Origin of the sequence: Pseudarthrobacter sp. NBSH8 (assembly GCF_014217545.1) — a bacterium.
Classification (GTDB): domain Bacteria; phylum Actinomycetota; class Actinomycetes; order Actinomycetales; family Micrococcaceae; genus Arthrobacter.
Map to the genome: position 1 here is coordinate 843,552 of NZ_CP043178.1, position 16,992 is coordinate 860,543.

Annotated in this window: 15 protein-coding genes; 10 read left to right on the forward strand and 5 right to left on the reverse strand. The window is 64.1% G+C overall.

From position 1 onward, the window contains the following. The first annotated feature begins 48 nt into the window (after positions 1 to 48). From FYJ92_RS03890 to FYJ92_RS03910, 5 genes are all read left to right on the forward strand, one after another. Entirely contained in the window at positions 49 to 1,980 is a 1,932-nt protein-coding gene (locus FYJ92_RS03890; protein WP_185263656.1) for an ABC transporter ATP-binding protein, read from the forward strand. A gap of 47 nt (positions 1,981 to 2,027) precedes the next feature. Continuing rightward, positions 2,028 to 2,444 carry a thioesterase family protein gene (locus FYJ92_RS03895; RefSeq protein WP_185262686.1) on the forward strand — a complete coding sequence of 139 codons (417 nt, stop codon included), beginning with the start codon at positions 2,028 to 2,030 and terminating at the stop codon, positions 2,442 to 2,444. Positions 2,445 to 2,559: 115 nt separating this feature from the next. Next, positions 2,560 to 2,811, forward strand: coding sequence for a PLDc N-terminal domain-containing protein (locus tag FYJ92_RS03900; RefSeq protein WP_185262687.1), 252 nt, complete (start codon positions 2,560 to 2,562; stop codon positions 2,809 to 2,811). A gap of 71 nt (positions 2,812 to 2,882) precedes the next feature. Next, a complete protein-coding gene (locus FYJ92_RS03905) occupies positions 2,883 to 5,129 on the forward strand; it encodes an McrB family protein (RefSeq protein WP_185262688.1) in 2,247 nt (748 codons plus the stop codon). 124 nt (positions 5,130 to 5,253) lie between these two features. Next, the gene (locus FYJ92_RS03910) at positions 5,254 to 6,555 is read left to right on the forward strand and encodes a restriction endonuclease (RefSeq protein ID WP_370526246.1); all 1,302 of its coding nucleotides are present in this window, start codon (positions 5,254 to 5,256) and stop codon (positions 6,553 to 6,555) included. Positions 6,556 to 6,600: 45 nt separating this feature from the next. On the opposite strand, the gene FYJ92_RS03915 is transcribed toward FYJ92_RS03910, so the two are convergent. Then, entirely contained in the window at positions 6,601 to 8,256 is a 1,656-nt protein-coding gene (locus tag FYJ92_RS03915; RefSeq protein ID WP_185262689.1) for a cell wall metabolism sensor histidine kinase WalK, read from the reverse strand. Positions 8,257 to 8,357: 101 nt separating this feature from the next. Here FYJ92_RS03915 and FYJ92_RS03920 point away from each other — a divergent pair, with 101 nt between their 5' ends. Continuing rightward, positions 8,358 to 9,131, forward strand: a complete 774-nt coding sequence (locus tag FYJ92_RS03920; RefSeq protein WP_185262690.1) for a response regulator transcription factor — start codon at positions 8,358 to 8,360, stop codon at positions 9,129 to 9,131. On the opposite strand, the gene FYJ92_RS03925 is transcribed toward FYJ92_RS03920, so the two are convergent. From FYJ92_RS03925 to FYJ92_RS03935, 3 genes are all read right to left on the reverse strand, one after another. Beyond that, entirely contained in the window at positions 9,104 to 9,514 is a 411-nt protein-coding gene (locus FYJ92_RS03925) for an Hpt domain-containing protein (protein ID WP_185262691.1), read from the reverse strand. The genes FYJ92_RS03920 and FYJ92_RS03925 overlap by 28 nt on opposite strands. Before the next feature lie 205 nt (positions 9,515 to 9,719). Further along, on the reverse strand, positions 9,720 to 10,241 hold the full coding sequence (locus FYJ92_RS03930; protein ID WP_185262692.1) for a very short patch repair endonuclease: 522 nt from the start codon (positions 10,239 to 10,241) through the stop codon (positions 9,720 to 9,722). A 19-nt stretch (positions 10,242 to 10,260) separates the two neighbouring features. Then, a complete protein-coding gene (locus FYJ92_RS03935; protein ID WP_185262693.1) occupies positions 10,261 to 10,695 on the reverse strand; it encodes a pyridoxamine 5'-phosphate oxidase family protein in 435 nt (144 codons plus the stop codon). 232 nt (positions 10,696 to 10,927) lie between these two features. Between FYJ92_RS03935 and FYJ92_RS03940 the strand changes: the two genes are divergently transcribed. From FYJ92_RS03940 to FYJ92_RS03950, 3 genes are all read left to right on the forward strand, one after another. Then, positions 10,928 to 11,590, forward strand: a complete 663-nt coding sequence (locus tag FYJ92_RS03940) for a DUF6318 family protein (protein ID WP_185262694.1) — start codon at positions 10,928 to 10,930, stop codon at positions 11,588 to 11,590. Next, positions 11,590 to 12,501, forward strand: a complete 912-nt coding sequence (locus FYJ92_RS18915) for a hypothetical protein (RefSeq protein ID WP_255482295.1) — start codon at positions 11,590 to 11,592, stop codon at positions 12,499 to 12,501. Before FYJ92_RS03940 ends, FYJ92_RS18915 begins: the two co-directional genes overlap by 1 nt. 144 nt (positions 12,502 to 12,645) lie before the next feature. Further along, the gene (locus FYJ92_RS03950; protein WP_185262695.1) at positions 12,646 to 13,716 is read left to right on the forward strand and encodes an alkene reductase; all 1,071 of its coding nucleotides are present in this window, start codon (positions 12,646 to 12,648) and stop codon (positions 13,714 to 13,716) included. Between the two features lie 212 nt (positions 13,717 to 13,928). Here FYJ92_RS03950 and FYJ92_RS03955 read toward each other — a convergent pair whose 3' ends face one another. Further along, a complete protein-coding gene (locus FYJ92_RS03955; protein ID WP_104062760.1) occupies positions 13,929 to 14,225 on the reverse strand; it encodes a hypothetical protein in 297 nt (98 codons plus the stop codon). A gap of 137 nt (positions 14,226 to 14,362) precedes the next feature. Here FYJ92_RS03955 and FYJ92_RS03960 point away from each other — a divergent pair, with 137 nt between their 5' ends. After that, on the forward strand, positions 14,363 to 16,972 hold the full coding sequence (locus FYJ92_RS03960; RefSeq protein ID WP_185262696.1) for a Tex-like N-terminal domain-containing protein: 2,610 nt from the start codon (positions 14,363 to 14,365) through the stop codon (positions 16,970 to 16,972). Positions 16,973 to 16,992: the final 20 nt, after the last annotated feature.

Here is a 16,992-nt window from a genome sequence, read left to right on the forward strand (position 1 = left end):
GACGGGTTCTTCGAGGAGGAGTACAAGCCCTCCGAAGCCGACGGCGACATGTTCGGCGGTATGCCCGCTAAGAAGGCCGAGCACTTCTGGCCCTCGGCGAAGCGCCTGCTGGGGCTCCTGAAGCCTGAGGCTTTGGGCATCTACGCCGTGGTGGCCCTGGTGGTTGTCTCGGTGGTCCTGAACGTCATCGCCCCCAGGATCCTGGGCCAGGCCATGGACGTCATCTTCGGCGGCGTAGTGGGCAAGCAGCTCCCCGCCGGCGCCAGCAAGGACCAGTTCGTGGAAGGCCTGCGCCAGCAGGGGCAGGACAACTTCGCGGACATGGTGTCCAGGATGGAGCTGGTTCCCGGCACCGGGATCAACTTCCAGAAGCTCTCGGTCCTGATCGCCATCGTGCTGCTGATGTACTTTGTGGCCAACATCTTCCTCTGGCTGCAGGGCTACGTGCTGAACCGCATCGTGATGAAGGTGATCCGCAGGCTCCGGGACGACACCGAAAAGAAGCTGAACCGGCTCCCGCTGAACTACTTCGACACCCGCCAGCGCGGCGACGTCCTCTCCCGGGTAACGAACGACGTCGACAACGTCCAGCAGGCGCTGCAGCAGGCCTTCGCGCAGCTGATCAGCTCGCTGCTGACGGTCATCGGCATTGTCATCATGATGTTCATCGTCTCCTGGCAGCTCGCCCTCATCGCACTGGTGGCGCTGCCGCTGTCCGGCGTGGCGGCCGGCCTGATCGGTTCGCGCAGCCAGAAGCTCTTTGCCGCCCAATGGAAGAACACGGGCGAGCTGAACGGCCAGATCGAGGAATCCTTCTCCGGGCACGATCTTGTGCGGGTTTTCGGCCGTGACGCTGACATGCTGGAACGCTTCGAAGAGCGGAACGAGGCCCTGTACAAGGCCAGCTTCGGAGCCCAGTTCGTCTCCGGCATGATCTTCCCGGTCATGCAGTTCGTTTCCTACCTCAGCTATGTGGGCATCGCCGTGGTGGGTGGCCTCCGGGTGGCCTCGGGCTCGATGTCCCTGGGTGACGCCACGGCATTCATCCAGTACTCGCGCGAATTCACCCAGCCTCTGGGCCAGATGGCCGGCATGGCCAACATGCTGCAGTCCGGCGTGGCGTCCTCGGAGCGGGTGTTCGAATTCCTCGACGCTGATGAGCAGGACTCCGAGACCCCCACCGAGCACTTGCCGGCCAAGACCGACGGGCACGTGGAGTTCAACGCCGTCACGTTCAGCTACACCGAGGACAGACCACTGATCGAAAACCTGTCCTTCACGGCGGAACCCGGGCACACCGTGGCAATCGTCGGTCCCACGGGCGCCGGCAAAACCACCCTGGTGAACCTCGTGATGCGCTTCTACGAGCTCAACTCAGGGTCGATTACGCTGGACGGCGTGGATGTCACGCACCTGAGCCGCTCCGAGTTGCGGTCCAAGGTTGGCATGGTGCTCCAGGACGCCTGGCTGTTTGGCGGGTCCATTTACGACAACATCCGGTACGGCAACCTGGATGCCACCGAGGAGCAGGTCATGGCGGCCGCCAAGGCCACCTTCGTGGACCGCTTTGTGCGTGCCCTGCCGGATGGCTACGGCACCGTCATCGATGAGGAAGGGAACAATGTCAGCGCCGGTGAAAAGCAGCTGGTCACCATCGCCCGCGCATTTGTGGCCAACCCGTCGCTGCTTATCCTGGACGAGGCAACCAGTTCGGTGGATACACGCACTGAACTGCTGGTCCAGAAGGCCATGGCGGCGCTGCGGACGGACCGCACCAGCTTTGTGATCGCCCACCGGCTGTCCACCATCCGCGATGCCGACACCATCCTGGTGATGGAGAACGGCAAGATCGTGGAGCAGGGCAACCACCAGGCGCTCCTGGCGGCGGAAGGTGCCTACTACCGGCTGTACATGTCCCAGTTCGCCGGTTCCGACGTTGAGGAAACCGTTGTGGACGATTCGACGGCGGTCCACAGCTGAGCACCCTGGAAGCCGGAGCCGCCCGGCGCATTGAGGTCCTGGTCCCGATGCGCTGGGGTGACATGGACGCCTACGGGCACATCAACAACGTCCAGATTGTCCGGATGCTCGAGGAGGCACGGATTATGGCGTTCGGGCCTCCCCGGGGCACCGGCCTGCCGGGCATCGAGCCGGAAGTGTCGCTCTTCAACGACGTTCCGGAAGGAACCCTGGCGCTGGTGGTGGACCACAAAATCCGCTACGTCAGGACGCTCGAATACCGCAACATCCCGGCAGTGGTCCAGGTGTGGATCGGTGCGGTGAAGGGCGCCAGCTTCGACATCCACTATGTGGTGCAGGACCCGGTCACCCGGGAGGACTGCGTCCGGGCCAGCAGCCACCTGGCGTTTGTGGACGAAGCCTCCGGCCGCGTCCTGCGCCTGACGCCGGAACAGAAGGAGCGGCTGGCGCCCTATACGTTGTGAGTAGCACGCAATGTGAACGGTGCAACGACGGCTGGTGTCCGCCGTGCCTGCACACCCGTTGCGCAGGCACGGCGGACACCGGAAACTGGGAATATCCACTAAGGAGCGTTTGATCATGGCCAAGAAAACCAAAAAGACCTGGAAAGAGATGTCACCGGCGGCACGGGCAGGATTTGTGGCCATCGGAATCGCGCAGGTGTCACTGATGCTGGCCGCCCAGCGGGACATTTCCAAGCGCCCGGCTGACCAAATTAACGGGCCAAAAGCGGCCTGGCGCGTGGCTGCCCTGATCAACTTCATCGGGCCGATGGGCTACTTCATTCTTGGGCGCAAGCGGCCTGGAGCCGGGGCCGGAACAATCAAATAGCGGGCCTGCGAACTGCAGGCCGCCAGGGACTTCGGAGCGGGCATCCAGCTTGAGCCTGTAAATTTGAACCCATGACCCCAAACCCCAGGACTGCCATGCACCGCGCCCTCGGTGTCTCAAAGGAGATCGAGGACGCGGCCTGGTTTGTGCTGGGACCGGGCCTGCGGGGCAAGCCGTCAGCTTTGGACGGAAACACCCTAACTTGGACTGCGGAGGCTGCGGCAGAGCTGCTGGAACGCCTGGACCGGGGAACCGCGGATGCCAAGGCGCCCATGATGACAAACCTCCGGCAGAACCTCGAAGACGCGTCCCGGGAGGCCAAGCAGCTGGCCGTCGAGCTGCTCTTCCTGCAGTCGCTGCCACTGGCGCACGAGGTGAAGTCGCTCAAGGTCAAGCGTGCCCGTGTGGCTGAGGCCGCGTCCTGGCTGGAAACACCTCCGGCAGCTCCACTGGAGCTGCCCGAGGAACTCTACAAGGGCATGACTGACCACGGCGTGATCAGGGACCGCACCGCCGAATTCAACTGGACCATTTGGGACCACCTCAAATGGCTCTGCCGGTTTGTGCAGCACGTGGACCAGCAGACTCCTGCAGCCATCGCCAAGGCGCTGAAGGACCCGCTCAATTTCCACGAACTCGCCGCAGGCACACCGGGGGACCAGCCCGCCATCCGCCGCAGCATCGAGTACCTGGCGTGGCCGAGCTACTTCGAGCCCGTTGTGGCGGACGTGGAACGGCAGGAAATCCGGGACGCGTTCGCCTCCCTGGTGGGCGGGGCCAAGGGCGACAGTGATGAAGACATCACCGCGGACATCCACCGCATCCGGCTGCATTTGGATGAACAGGCCGGCCAGCGCATCGACTGGTACGCCCGCCAGCTGGTCAGCCAGTGGCGCAAGGTCGGGGATCCCGGGCGCCGCGCGTGGCTGCTGCGTACCCACAGCGACAACGCCGAGCTCCTCACCGCGTGGCAGGAAGAGGAGAAGGTGACGCTCGACGTCGAACATCTCCGACACCTGGACCCGGGGGTGACTGCCGGGCTGGTGCAGCACGCGGTGGACGAGGATTACAAGCACCTGGGCTACGTGGAGCGGGAGGACACCAAAACAGCGGTGTTCGCCTTCCTCACCGTCATGAAGCCCGGCGACCTGGTTCTGTTCCAGCACGCCGGCATCGTGCGGCTGGGCGTTGTGCTGGGCGAGCCCGAGCACAACGATGACAACCGCCGCCTGCGGCGCAAGGTGCGTTGGCTGGACGACGACGGCCACGCCACCACCGATCTGCCCCGTCACGTCCAGCGGCAGCTGGCCACCTCGGGGATCGTTGTTGACGTCACCAAAGTGGTGCAGGCGCTCCAGGCGCTTGTGCCGGCCGAAGCGGAACCGGAGGACGACGACGACGCCGAGCCTGCCGCCGTCGTGCCCCCTGTGCAGGAGGGCTTCCGCCCGCTGAGCCGCGACTTCGCGGAGTCGCTGCACATGGACCTGGAGCCGCTGCAGGAGATCGCGGAACTGCTGGAGGAGAACCGTCAGTTGGTCCTGTACGGGCCGCCCGGAACAGGCAAGACGTACCTGGCCAAGCATCTCGCGGCGGAACTGGCCCAGGACAGCACGGACGAGCGGGTGAAGCTGGTGCAGTTCCACCCGTCGTACGCGTATGAGGACTTTTTCGAAGGTTACCGGCCGGACAAAACGGACGAGGGCCAGGTGGCCTTCAAGCTCGTGGCGGGGCCGCTGCGACGGCTGGCCGAGGAAGCCGCCAAGCCCGGGAACGAGAAGAAGCCTTATTTCCTGATCATTGACGAGATGAACCGCGCCAACCTGGCCAAGGTGTTCGGCGAGCTATACTTCCTGCTGGAGTACCGCGATGACCGGATCTACCTGCAGTACAGCCCCAACGAGCCGTTCACGCTGCCGGACAACCTGTACATCATCGGCACCATGAACACCGCGGACCGGTCCATCGCCATGATGGATGCCGCCATCCGCCGCCGGTTTGCGTTCATCGAGCTGCATCCGCAGACGGAGCCGGTGCAGGGGTCGCTGCTGCGGTTCCTGCAGGCGCGGGACCTGGACACCACGCCGGCACTGCTGCTGGATGCGCTCAACGCCGCCATCGACGAGTGGGACCGGGACCTGATGATCGGCCCGTCGTACTTCATGAAGACCGCCGCCCAGACGCCGAAGGGGCTGCGCCGGATCTGGAAATACGAGCTGATGCCGCTGCTGGAAGAGCACTACCACGGCCAGCTGACGCGCGCGCAGCTGGAGGAGCGGTTCGGGCTGGAGCAGCTGTTGGGGCGCCTTGTTACCAGCTAAGCCAGGCCACACTCCCGTCCACGGCGGCGCCGCGACAGGAGGGGCCGTGCAGGGTCGCGCAGCGCAGGGTCGCGCAGCGTTGGGTGGCGCAGCGTTGGGTGGCGCAGCGTTGGGTGGCGCAGCGTTGGGCGGCGCCCTGCAGCGTGGTGGCGGCTCCGCAGTGCGCCACCTGGTCCTCGACGAGCTGTCCAAAGGCACCGTGGAACGCCTCGATGCGGCCAGCGCGGCATTTATAAACGCCAGTGGACTAGCCAAGGCCTCCCCGATGGGCATGGGTTTGTACCGGATCGAGCCCGCGGACAAGGTGGGGTCGGTCCGCACGGCCACCCTGCAGCTGGATGTGCGCCCCAAAGACCGGCTGGGACTGAGCCGGCTGCTCTTTCTCCTCAGCTACGCCGGCAACCAGGGCTTCCGAGCCGACTCCGTGGCCGCAACCGAGGACCGTGAACTCTGGAGCGCCCTGGCCGAATCCCTGGCGCAAATGGCAGAGCGTGCCCTGGGGCGAGGGGTGCTGCAGGGCTACCTGACCGTTGATGAGTCCCTCCGCACGGTCAAGGGCCGTATCCGGATTTCCGACCAGATCTCCCGGCGCCCCGGAATGCTGGTGCCGCTGGAAGTGTCCTATGACGAGTTCACCGAGGACATCGCCGAAAACCGGATCCTGCGCGCAGCGCTGGAACGGATGGGCCAGGTGCCCCGGGTCCGCCCCGATGTGCTGAGCCGCCTGCGCCAGCTGAAGGGAAAGCTCGACGCCGTCACCCGCCTACCTGCCGGTGCGCCCCTGCCGCCGTGGACGCCGAGCCGGATGAACGTTCGCTACCAGCCAGTGCTGCGCCTTGCCGAGCTGATCCTGAAGAATGCGTCCGCCGAGGCGGGCGAGGGGAAGCAGCAGACGGCGTCGTTTGTGGTGGACATGGCCCAGGTGTTCGAGGATTTTGTGGGCACGGCGCTCCGCGAGGCCATGGCGGCGTATCCGGGGGAGATGCGGCGGCAGTTCAACGCACTCCTGAGCGAAGCTGTCCATGATGCCGACAGGCTGTCCGTGCGCCCGGACGCGGTACACCTGCTGGGCGGTCGGCCGGTGGTGGTCTACAACGCAAAGTACAAGGCCGGCACGGACCTGGGCGCCTCCCTGACCGCCGACCACTACCAGATGCTTGCCCACTGCACCGCCCTGGGTGTGCCCACTGCCTGGCTGGTCTATGCGGGAGTGGGCGAGATGAAGCTGCGGAGGATCCTCAACACTGACATCGACATTGTGGAGTTTCCGCTGGATCTGTCGATGCCGCCGTCGGACATTCTGGCAGCGGTGGCGGACCTTGCGCGGCAGTCCTGGGGTGAAGTGGTCCCCACCCGCCCCCTAACCTCGCAAGCTCGGCCAGGGAACCCGGCGGGCGTGGGCCCAGCCGCCCGCGCGGTCCTGTGATTGAGCCCGTCTCCCGGTGATCGAGCCTGTCGAGATGCAGGAAACCTAGACCGGCATCCGGAACGTGAACGTGGTGCCCTCTCCCAGTTTGCTATCCACTTGGATTGTTCCGCCGTGGGCTTCCACGATGGCCTTGGTGATGGGTAGGCCCAGGCCTACACCGGGAATAGCTGTCCGGCGGACGTTGCTGGTCCGGAAGAACTTGGCGAACACCTGGGCCTGGTCGTCGGCGCTCATGCCCATGCCCGTATCACTGACCCGGCAGGCGAGGTGGCCGTCGTCGTGCTCCAACGACACCACCACGTTCCCGCCGTCGGGCGAATATTTGATCGCGTTGGAGACCAGATTGTCCAGCACCTGGGAGATGCGGGGGCCGTCCACATGGGCATCCAGCCGTCCTGGCGTGTCGGCTGTCAGCGCCACGCGGGAGGCGTCAGCCCTGGGCATCGCGGCGGACACGCTGGCGCGCACCAGTTCAGCGACGTCGACGGCGTGCGGGGTCACGATCAGTTGCCCGTTTCTGGTGGCGAGGAGGTCGGACACCAAGGTGAGGAGGCGTTCTGAATTGCGCTTGATGATGTTCAGCGGTTCCAGTTGGTCGTTGCCGGGATCGTCCTCCAGGAGGAGTTCCACGTAGCCCAGGATGGAGGTCAGGGGAGTCCTGAATTCGTGGGACACGCTGGCGACGAAATCATCCTTGGCGGCCAAGGCGTCCACCAGGTCTGTCACATCGCTGAATACGATCACCGAGCCGACGAACGTCCCGTCGGGGTCCGTCATGGGCCGGGCGCTGGTGGTGATGGCGCGCTGTGATTTGCCTGCGCCCACCCAGACCAGGTAGTCGGTGAAGGTCTCGCCCAGGACGGCTCGTCTTACGGGACGCTCCTCCACAGGGACAGGGGTGGTACGGTCCGCCGCGAAGACCAGCAGTTGGGACTCGTTCGGATCGTCGAGGTCCTTCGGACGGGCCAGTTCGTGGTTGGCGCGCTGTTTCCGGTTCATCAGGATGTCATTGCCGTCTGCGTCGATGGCGAGGACGCCCAAGTGCACAGTGTCCAGAACGGAGTTGAGCAAGGCTTCCTGCCTCCTGGTGCCGAGCAGGCTGGCTTGGAGCTGTTTGTCCTTCTCTTCCAGGATCCGCTGCTGCCGCGTCATGCTCAGGGTCAACACACTGACCGATACACCGATTCCGAGCATCATGACGGGAAGCAGGAGGGGCCTGACCAGGGTAGGGCCAGACACATCTCCGCGAATCAGCAATGGAACCCAGATGATGGCCAATGGCGCGAAGAAGGACAACCACAGGGAGACCCGGGGGTAATAGCCTGAGGCACATAGCCAGATGACGGGGAAGACTGCCAACAGACTGATCCCGGCCAGGCTCTCCTGTCCGCCCTCCCTGCCCACGCCGATGGAGGCGAAGTCCAACAGCGGGATAACCAGGAAGCTGGTGTACGGCAGGCGGTCCCACGGCACCACGTAGCACAGCACCATGAGGGCCAGCTGGGAAAAGAGGAACAACACGAACAGCGGGTTGTCCATGGTCCGGGGGAAAAACGCCGACACGAGTACCACGGCCAGCAATGTGGTTATGAAAAGCGGCATTTGGCTGAGGGCAACTCTTTCCGTCAGCCGGTATTCATGGAAGGGTTTCCGGAAAAACCTAAGGCGGCCCGCGGCCCACGTTGCGGGTTCACTCATGAACGGCGGCCTGAAGTGGGAGGATGGGGGGAATACATACCAGCAGGATATCGGCAGCGGGCTATACTTCTCACGTTGTCAAGCTGGGTGAGGGGACTGGTATGAGTGAAGCACGAGTTGGTCTGGTCATCGAAGACGATCAGGATATCCGGGAGTTGGTACGGGCGGTCCTGACGCAGGCGGGTTTTGACGTCACCGTGGCGGGCAGCGGATCCGAAGGGGTCAAGGCTGCCAGAACCTTGAATCCAGACGTCATAACACTTGATTTGGGACTGCCGGACATTGACGGATTCGAGGTCTCCCGCCAGATCCGCGAGTTTTCGGATGCCTACATCGTGATGCTCACGGCACGGGCTGAAGAACTGGATACGTTGATCGGCCTCGAGTCTGGGGCTGACGACTACCTCACCAAGCCCTTCCGCCCACGTGAGCTCCGCGCGCGGATCGCGGCGATGATGCGCCGCCCCCGGGCGCTTCCGGACGCGGGGGAGAGCGCCCCTCCAGTATCTGATCGCCCGGTCGACGTCGGCACTGGCAGCGGAAACGGTCATTACAGCCACAATGGATTGGACCTGAGCTACGCCTCACGGTCTGTCGCTGTGGACGGCCAGGAGCTCAACCTGACGCGGACGGAGTTTGAACTCCTCTATGCCCTGCTCGAGGCGGGCCGGACTGTCCGGACCAAATCGGATTTGGTGCGCCGGCTCCGGGACGAGGATTACGACGTCGGAAGTTACATTAGCGAAGCGGACGAACGTTCCGTTGAGGTGCACATGGGCAACCTCCGGAAGAAGCTTGGTGATTCACCGCAGCAACCGCGCTGGCTGCAGACGGTCCGCGGCGTGGGTTACCGGTTGGCGCCTGAGGAACGTTGAGCCTGTAGCCTGTGTAGGGTCTGGCGGCAGCACTGGTTGATCGGCCGGAGGTAGTTGACGGCCAGCTGCGGCAGTGCAACGGATGGTTCCGCACGCGGTGACTCTTCCCGGATGGAACGTTCAAGATCCATGGCAAGCCCCGCCAGCCGTTCGGCGCCTACCATTTGGCTCGATGTTTTGAGGCTCAGGATCGCATCCACCGCCCCGTCCAGGTCTCCCGTGGTCAGAGCGAGCCGCAGCTTGCCGATCCGCAACGGCAGGCAGTCGATGAAGTTTCCCACGAAGACGCTGCAGTAGCCGTCATCTTCGTCGAGTTCGACGCGTAACCGGTCAAGGACGGAGGGATCTACCAGGGGGCGCCCTGCGTCGTCGGATGGAGCCATTTCCGTCCTTTCCGCTCGCGACTGCCGCCCGGGTAGGGGGCTGTGACTTGGGTTTGTGTCCACTTTCAGCGTAAATCTGTTCCCTGGAGATGCAGCCGTCCGGGACAAGGACTGCGGGATTCCTGAGGAGAATGCGGGTTTTTCATAGGAGTTCATCTTTGCTGGTGCCGATCAATTCGGGAGGCGGCAAAGGCTCAAGATTGGCTCAACTTCCGGCTGGCGTTGCTTGCCGGCGGTGGGTTTGCCTGCTCCGGGTTTGACCGGAGTGGGTTTGACCGGCGCCCGTTTGCAGGGCGTCAGCTTGCCGGGCACCGAGGAACTCCACAAGGTGGGCTTCGAGGGCGGAGCCGTCCTTCAACTCGCACTCCCACACGGTGAGCACCTCCCAGCCGGCGGCCGTCAACTGTTGGCGCTGGTCGGCGTCGCGGGTTCTGGTGCGGGTGCGCTTGGCCTCCCAGAAGGCGGCGTTCGCTTTGGGCGCGTGCTGGCCTACCCGGCAGTCGTGGAAGTGCCAGAAGCAGCCGTTGATGAAGATGACCTTTCGACGGCCTGCGAACACCAGGTCCGGGCTACCGGGCAGTCGACTTTTGCCTGCCTTGCCGTGCAAGCGGTAGCGGTAGCCTTTGGCGTGGAGGAGGCGGCGCACCAGCAGTTCCGGCTTGGTGTTCTTGCCCCTGATGCGGGACATGTTCCAGCTGCGCTGCTCGGGAGTGAGCCTGTCCGCCATGATTCCAGTCTAGGAGCTCCTAGATTTCGCGCTCCGGCTGATCGCCCAGTTCAAAATGGCGGCCGCTGACGGACGTCGGCACGATTTCCACGTAGAAATCCTTCAGCGTCGGCACCCAGGATTTCAGGCCAAGCTCCTCGACGGCGGCGAGCTCTGTTGAGTTGGCCAGGACGCGCGCCGTGCCCCGGAGGACCACCGACCACGCCTCATCCGAGAGAATACCGTCCGTTTCGAGCAGCACACGGGAGTTGATGGTGAGCTGCGCCAGCTTGTTGCCTGGCGCGGTGCGGAGGTAGATTTTCCGGTCCGAGGTCAGGTAGTTGACGGGAAAGATATCCGGTTCACCGGCCACAGAGACCACCAGCCGGCCGTGCTTTGTTGCTTCCAGGAGTTTCCAGGACTGCTCGTCGTCGAGCTCAAGAACGGGGTTGCCATCTGCGTGCGTAAACATCATGCACGCCATTCTTCTACGTTCGGTAGAAGAATTCTAGGGTTTTGGCGCGGAAATTCTGGGCCCGAGGGCCGGGAGGGCGATTGTCCGTGTGACTTTTTATTGGTCCTTGGCGGTGGTAGAACCGATGGCGGGTGGCTGTGAATAACTTTCATCGCTCAAATGTGTCCTGGGCTACCCTTAAGGTCATTGTTCGGAGCGAAACGTCTTGAAACTATCGGGGGATTAGCTGCCCATGACATCGCACATCACTTCCACGGCCAGGCGTTTGCGCATGCACTTTGTTGCTGCTGTTGCCGTGTCCGCCTTGCTTTTGACCGGATGCAACCCGGCTGGCGATCCCAACAGTGGCGGTACATCGTCCGAGTCTCCGACTGCGAGCTCGACGGCCAACCCCAGCCCCACTCCGACGGCGACTCCTGTCTATGTGCCGGCTTCGGCTAGCGGCCGGGCTCAGAATGTGCCGGTGCCGGTGCTGCCCGAGGTCGCCAAGACGGAGACGAAAGAGGGGCTCGAGGCGTTCGCCAATCACTGGTATGCCACTCTGACTTACGCCTATGAGACCGGCGATATGAAGCCCCTGGAGAGTATTTCAAGCCCAACATGCGTTAGTTGCGCTCGAGTGAAAGAGGTCGTCGAAGGCTGGCACTCGGGCGGCCAGTGGATCGCTGGCGGGCGCATGGTCGTTGAGGGTGCGCAAACGAAGTTTCTCGAGGTTGCGCCCGGTGAATATCAAGTCTTGATTCAGGTGCGGCAGGAGCCGCTTTCCTACTACCGCGCCGACAAGTCGCTGGATGAGACAACGGAGAGCAAGCCTGCGATCGGCGACATCATGGTTGCCGGATACGAGACTGGTGTCTGGACTGCCAAAACTGTTGAGCACTTGGTCAATGAATAATGAAAAAAATTGCCCGCTGCGGGTTATTGATGCTGTTCGTCATCCTGCTACACGTTCCGACAGTTTCCCCCGCTCGCGCTGAGGCTTCTGTCAAGGGTGACTGGGGAGGGGCCGGCGCGAATGTTGGTGGTTGGTATCAGCATCCCGGGTCAGGTGCGTGGACTGAAACTCCCATAGGAGTAGACGACGATCCTTACGTCTACATGTATAAGCACGTTTGCCGTGCGGATCCGACCCTGGATGGCTCAAATTGCGCGGGACCGGATATCGCTTGCACAGCAGGCGACGATGGGCGGAGCGTCAACTGGTACAGATCGCTTGCAGAGTTTACTCCGCGCGTTTGGAGTTTTTTTGCGGGACCGACCTGCATCTACAATGAAAAACCTGTCGACGTCCTGGAACAAATAGCCGCCCAGATCCAACAGCAGTTTGAGAGCCTCCCGATCAACGCCGGAGCGGTTGTCGCGCAGCCCAGCCCCAACACGCTCCGCGGTGCTGAGACGAACTTCTACGCAGACGCGTCCGAGCAACAGTTCGACGTGACGATGTTCGGGCAGAGGGTGCACGTTGTCGCGACGCCGGTTCAGTACACCTGGAACTACGGCGACGGAACCGTCTTCGGCCCGCAGCCTTCTATGGGTGGGCCGCTGCCACAGGACCGCTGGGGTGAAAAGACCCGAACAAGCCATGTCTACGCAGACACGGGCGACTTCCAGGTTGTCCTCACTACGTCCTTCCATGGCACATATTCCGTGAACAACGGACCGCCGCTGCCCATACCTGGCCAGGGGCAGTTCAGTGCACCGCCGCAGACCATCAGCGTCTGGCGGTCCATCACCCGGAACTACGCGGACGACTGCAACCAGAACCCGCAGGGTCAGGGTTGCCCGGGCGTCGCATCGCCCCGCTAGGAAGCCGCGTATGTGACGGCAGGCGCCGCCTGGAATCCAGTCCAAGCCACCCCGGCCGAGAGTGATCCGCGCCTCCATCGGAATACTTGCACGCGCCGCGCAGTTGGGCACAGCAGTACCAATTCACCTCGAAAGGAACTGCGCATGCTGTTTTCTCCCTTAACCCTTGGCGAGCTTGAACTGCCCAACCGCCTGGTCATGGCGCCCCTGACGCGCCTTCGCTCAGGCGAGGATGGTGTTCCGGGTGCCCTGGTCGTGGAGCATTACCGGCAGCGCGCATCACTGGGACTTATCGTCAGCGAGGGCACGTACCCGAGCCCCGCAGGACGCTCCTATCCGGGTCAGCCCGGTCTGGTCACCACGGAGCAGATTGCTGCTTGGAAGAAGGTCACGGACGCGGTGCACGCTGAAGGCGGCCGGATTTTCGCGCAGATCATGCACGGCGGGCGGGTTTCCCATGCGGACATCACCGGCGGCCACACCATTGTGGGTCCGAGTGCCGTGGCCATCGAGGGTGAGGTCCGCACGCCGTCCGGCAAGCAGCCATACCCCGTCCCGCACGCACTGACCACCGACGAGTTGCCCGTTGTGATGCAGGAAATCGTCGCCGGCTCGGTCAACGCCATTGAAGCGGGATTCGACGGCGTGGAGCTGCACTCGGCCAACGGCTACCTTCTCCACGAATTCCTGGCCCCGAACTCCAATGTCCGGGACGACAGCTACGGCGGTTCGCCGGAAAAGCGAGCCCGCTTTGTGATTGAAACGGTCAACGCCGTGGTGGCCGCGGTGGGTGCGAACCGCGTGGGTATCCGCATCTCGCCGGAGCACAGCGTCCAGGGCATCGCCGAAACGGATGCGGCCGATGTCCGCGCCACGTACGAGGTGCTGGTGGACAGCATTGCGCCGCTCAACCTCGCCTACGCCAGCATCCTGCACCACGAGCCCACCAGTGAGCTGGTCCAGGATCTCCGGGCCCGCTTCAACGGCACATTCCTGGTGAACTCCGGCTTCGGCACCATCACCACCCGTGAGGAGGCAGCCGCGCTGGTGGCCGACGGACATGCGGACGCGGTGGTGGTGGGGCGCCCCGCCATTGCCAACCCGGACCTCGCGCGTCGCTGGAAGGAAAGCCTTCCGCTGAACGAGCCGGACCCGGCCACCTTCTATGCTGACGGCTCCATAGGCTACACGGATTACCCCGCGTATTCGGCTTAGCGGTCAATGCTCGCCTTGACCGGAGCTTAACGACGACGGCGGCACCCGGCTTGGGTGCCGCCGTCGTTGGCTGCTCGGTGTGCTGTCCCGGCAGCCCGCGCCAATAAGCCATCCGACGGCTGTTTTGGCTCATTTTCAACGTTGGCCCGCCCAGATTCACAAGTGCTGAGCGGTAACTCCATACTCAAGCGAATGGATTATTGCTAGGAAAACTACAGGTATGCCTCCCGGCCCGTCCCTTCGCGCATCACCAGCTTGTCATCCTGAATGGAGACGAGCAGGCTCTTGGGCTTTCCGCTGACTTTGGTAATGGCTTTCAGGCCCCGGTTGGTGACTTCCACACCTACTTGCGCGCCTTTCGCGGGAAGCTCCACGGACGCTTCGTAGGCTTCCCCCAGCAGCGGGTTGGTGGACACCCCCATATCGCGGCGGACCTCCTTGCCGTTGACCATAACGGTGATGTTGGCCTCGTCGAATCCTTCCTGAAAGACGATGAGCAGTTCCCGCATGGTGGCCTCTTCCTCGAAATGATTGCCTGTGACGGCATATCAACTACAGCACTTCGCGGCCCGGAGCGGAATACCCCGGCCGGCTGCCCGGCAGTACGTCACTGGAGACCATCAGGCCCGTAGTGCAAAATGTTCAGGTGACCCAACTCCCGCACGTCCCGTCCGCCCCCACGTCTGCCTCAACTCCGGACAGCGCCATCCATGCCCAGATCGCCGCCGAGCTTGGAGTGAAGACCTGGCAGGTCAAGGCTGCAGTGGACCTGCTCGACGGCGGGTCCACCGTTCCGTTCATCGCCCGGTACCGCAAGGAAGCCACCGGGACGCTGGATGACACGCAGCTGCGCGAGCTCGACGAGCGCCTGCGCTACCTCCGCGAACTCGAGGACCGCCGTCGTACTGTCCTCGAAGCGATCGCCGCCCAGGGGCAGCTGACGCCCGAACTGCAGACAGCGATCCTTGCCGCGGACACCAAGTCACGGTTGGAGGACATCTACCTTCCGTTCAAATCCAAACGCCGCACCAAGGCCCAGATCGCCCGTGAAGCCGGGCTGGAGCCGCTCGCTGATGCCCTACTGAAGCGGCCCGACCTGGACCCGGAACGCGAGGCTGCCAGGCACCTGAACGCCGAACACTCCATTGGTGACGCGGCCGCCGCGCTCGCCGGCGCCCGTTCCATCCTGGTTGAGCGGGTTGCGCAGGATCCGGACCTCGCGGCGACCCTGCGCGAGCGGCTGTGGACGCAGGGGCGGATGGTGTCGCGGGTCAAGAAGGGCAAGGAGTCCGACGGGCAGAAATTCGCCGACTACTTTGACTTCGCCCAGGCGCCCACCGGGATGCCCTCGCACCGCGTGCTTGCGCTGTTGCGCGGCGAGAAGGACGGCGTCCTGGAGCTGGAACTCGCCGAAGCGGATCCGAACGACGACGACGCCCTGGCCGCTGCGCGTGCCCGCTACGAATCCGCCGTGGCCAGGTGCCTCGGGGTCGCAGACCGCGGCCGGCCCGCTGACGCGTGGCTGATCCAGACCGCGCAGCTCGCCTGGCGCTCGCGGGTACTGGCCCGGCTGACTGCCGACCTCCGGGGAAGGCTGTTCACGGCCGCCGAGGACGAAGCTGTCCGCGTATTCGCCGCGAACCTGCGCGACGTACTCCTGGCGGCACCCGCTGGAAACCGCGCCACTCTTGGGCTGGACCCCGGACTGCGGACCGGCGTGAAAGTGGCCGTTGTGGATGGCACGGGCAAGGTGGTGGCCACCGACACCGTCTACCCGCACGCGCCTACCCGGAAGTGGGACGAGGCCCTCGCAACCCTGGTGCGGCTCGCCCAGAAGCACAAGGTAGAGCTGGTGGCCATCGGCAACGGCACAGCGTCCCGGGAGACTGACAAGCTGGCCGCGGAACTGATCAAGCTGCTGCCAGCCGCGGATGCGAAACAGCAGAAACTGGTGGTTTCCGAGGCTGGGGCGTCGGTCTACTCCGCGTCGGCGCTCGCATCGGCGGAGCTGCCGGGCATGGATGTTTCCCTGCGCGGAGCCGTCTCGATCGCGCGGAGGCTGCAGGACCCGCTGGCGGAATTGGTGAAGATCGATCCCAAGTCCATCGGCGTGGGGCAGTACCAGCACGACGTCACTGCAGCGAAGCTGGACCGCAGCCTGGACGCCGTGGTCGAAGACTGCGTGAACGCTGTCGGCGTTGACGTGAACACGGCGTCGCCCGCGCTGCTGAGCCGTGTGGCCGGCGTCGGGCCGTTGCTGAGCGAGAACATTGTGGCGTACCGGAACGAACACGGGCCGTTTGCCAAGCGCAGCGAACTGAAGAAGGTGCCCCGCCTGGGTGCGAAGGCGTTTGAGCAGTGCGCTGGCTTCCTGCGGATCACCGGGGGAGCAGAACCGCTGGACGCATCGAGCGTGCACCCCGAGGCGTATCCGATTGCCCGGAAAATCCTGGTGGCCGCGGGCTCGGCGCCGGCATCGTCCCTGGATCCCCGCGCTTTCGTTGACAGCACCTTTGGTTTGCCCACGGTCCAGGACATCCTGGCCGAACTGGACAAGCCGGGCCGGGATCCACGGCCTGCCTTTGCAGCGGCGACGTTTTCGGAGGGCATCGAGAAGATCTCCGACCTCAGGCCCGGCATGGTGCTGGAGGGGACCGTCACCAATGTGGCCGCGTTCGGTGCGTTTGTGGACGTGGGAGTGCACCAGGACGGCCTGGTTCACGTATCTGCGCTGGCCAACCGCTTTGTCTCCGATCCCCGCGAGGTAGTGAAGTCCGGGCAGGTTGTCCGTGTGAAGGTGCTGGAGGCCGATCCGGAGCGGAAACGGATTTCGCTCACGCTACGGCTCGACGACGAGCCGTCGACTTCGGGTGGGCGGGCGCCAGGCGCGCGTTCAGAAACTCAGCGTTCGGAGAGTACTCGTTCGGCGGCTGGCCGACCGGAAGCCGCGCGTTCGGAAAAACGCCGTCCTGAAAACGGTCAGGCAACGGGGGGACGGCCTTCCGGGGGCCGTCCGGAAGCGGGCCCGGCAAATCCGCGGCGTGACTCACCTGGGCGTGACGCCAGCGGGCGCGACTCCAACGGGCGTGACTCAGGTGGGCTGCGCGGATCCGGGGCACCAAGCCCGGGGAGCAAGAACATATCGTCTTCGAAGCCCGATCCGAAGTCCTCGGGCGGCCGGCCGCAGGCGCCGAATCTGGCGCCTGCAAACACCGCCATGGCAGAGGCGCTCCGCAGGGCTGGACTCGGCAAATAGCTACGTTCTAACCCGATATC

Bases quoted from the DNA above. Each gene is read 5' to 3' on its own strand.
- FYJ92_RS03890 (WP_185263656.1), top strand. From the start codon at position 49: ATGTTCGGCGGTATGCCCGCTAAGAAGGCCGAGCACTTCTGGCCCTCG.
- FYJ92_RS03895 (WP_185262686.1), top strand. From the start codon at position 2,028: ATGCGCTGGGGTGACATGGACGCCTACGGGCACATCAACAACGTCCAG.
- FYJ92_RS03900 (WP_185262687.1), top strand. From the start codon at position 2,560: ATGGCCAAGAAAACCAAAAAGACCTGGAAAGAGATGTCACCGGCGGCA.
- FYJ92_RS03905 (WP_185262688.1), top strand. From the start codon at position 2,883: ATGACCCCAAACCCCAGGACTGCCATGCACCGCGCCCTCGGTGTCTCA.
- FYJ92_RS03915 (WP_185262689.1), bottom strand. From the start codon at position 8,256: ATGAGTGAACCCGCAACGTGGGCCGCGGGCCGCCTTAGGTTTTTCCGG.
- FYJ92_RS03920 (WP_185262690.1), top strand. From the start codon at position 8,358: ATGAGTGAAGCACGAGTTGGTCTGGTCATCGAAGACGATCAGGATATC.
- FYJ92_RS03925 (WP_185262691.1), bottom strand. From the start codon at position 9,514: ATGGCTCCATCCGACGACGCAGGGCGCCCCCTGGTAGATCCCTCCGTC.
- FYJ92_RS03930 (WP_185262692.1), bottom strand. From the start codon at position 10,241: ATGGCGGACAGGCTCACTCCCGAGCAGCGCAGCTGGAACATGTCCCGC.
- FYJ92_RS03935 (WP_185262693.1), bottom strand. From the start codon at position 10,695: ATGATGTTTACGCACGCAGATGGCAACCCCGTTCTTGAGCTCGACGAC.
- FYJ92_RS03940 (WP_185262694.1), top strand. From the start codon at position 10,928: ATGACATCGCACATCACTTCCACGGCCAGGCGTTTGCGCATGCACTTT.
- FYJ92_RS18915 (WP_255482295.1), top strand. From the start codon at position 11,590: ATGAAAAAAATTGCCCGCTGCGGGTTATTGATGCTGTTCGTCATCCTG.
- FYJ92_RS03950 (WP_185262695.1), top strand. From the start codon at position 12,646: ATGCTGTTTTCTCCCTTAACCCTTGGCGAGCTTGAACTGCCCAACCGC.
- FYJ92_RS03955 (WP_104062760.1), bottom strand. From the start codon at position 14,225: ATGCGGGAACTGCTCATCGTCTTTCAGGAAGGATTCGACGAGGCCAAC.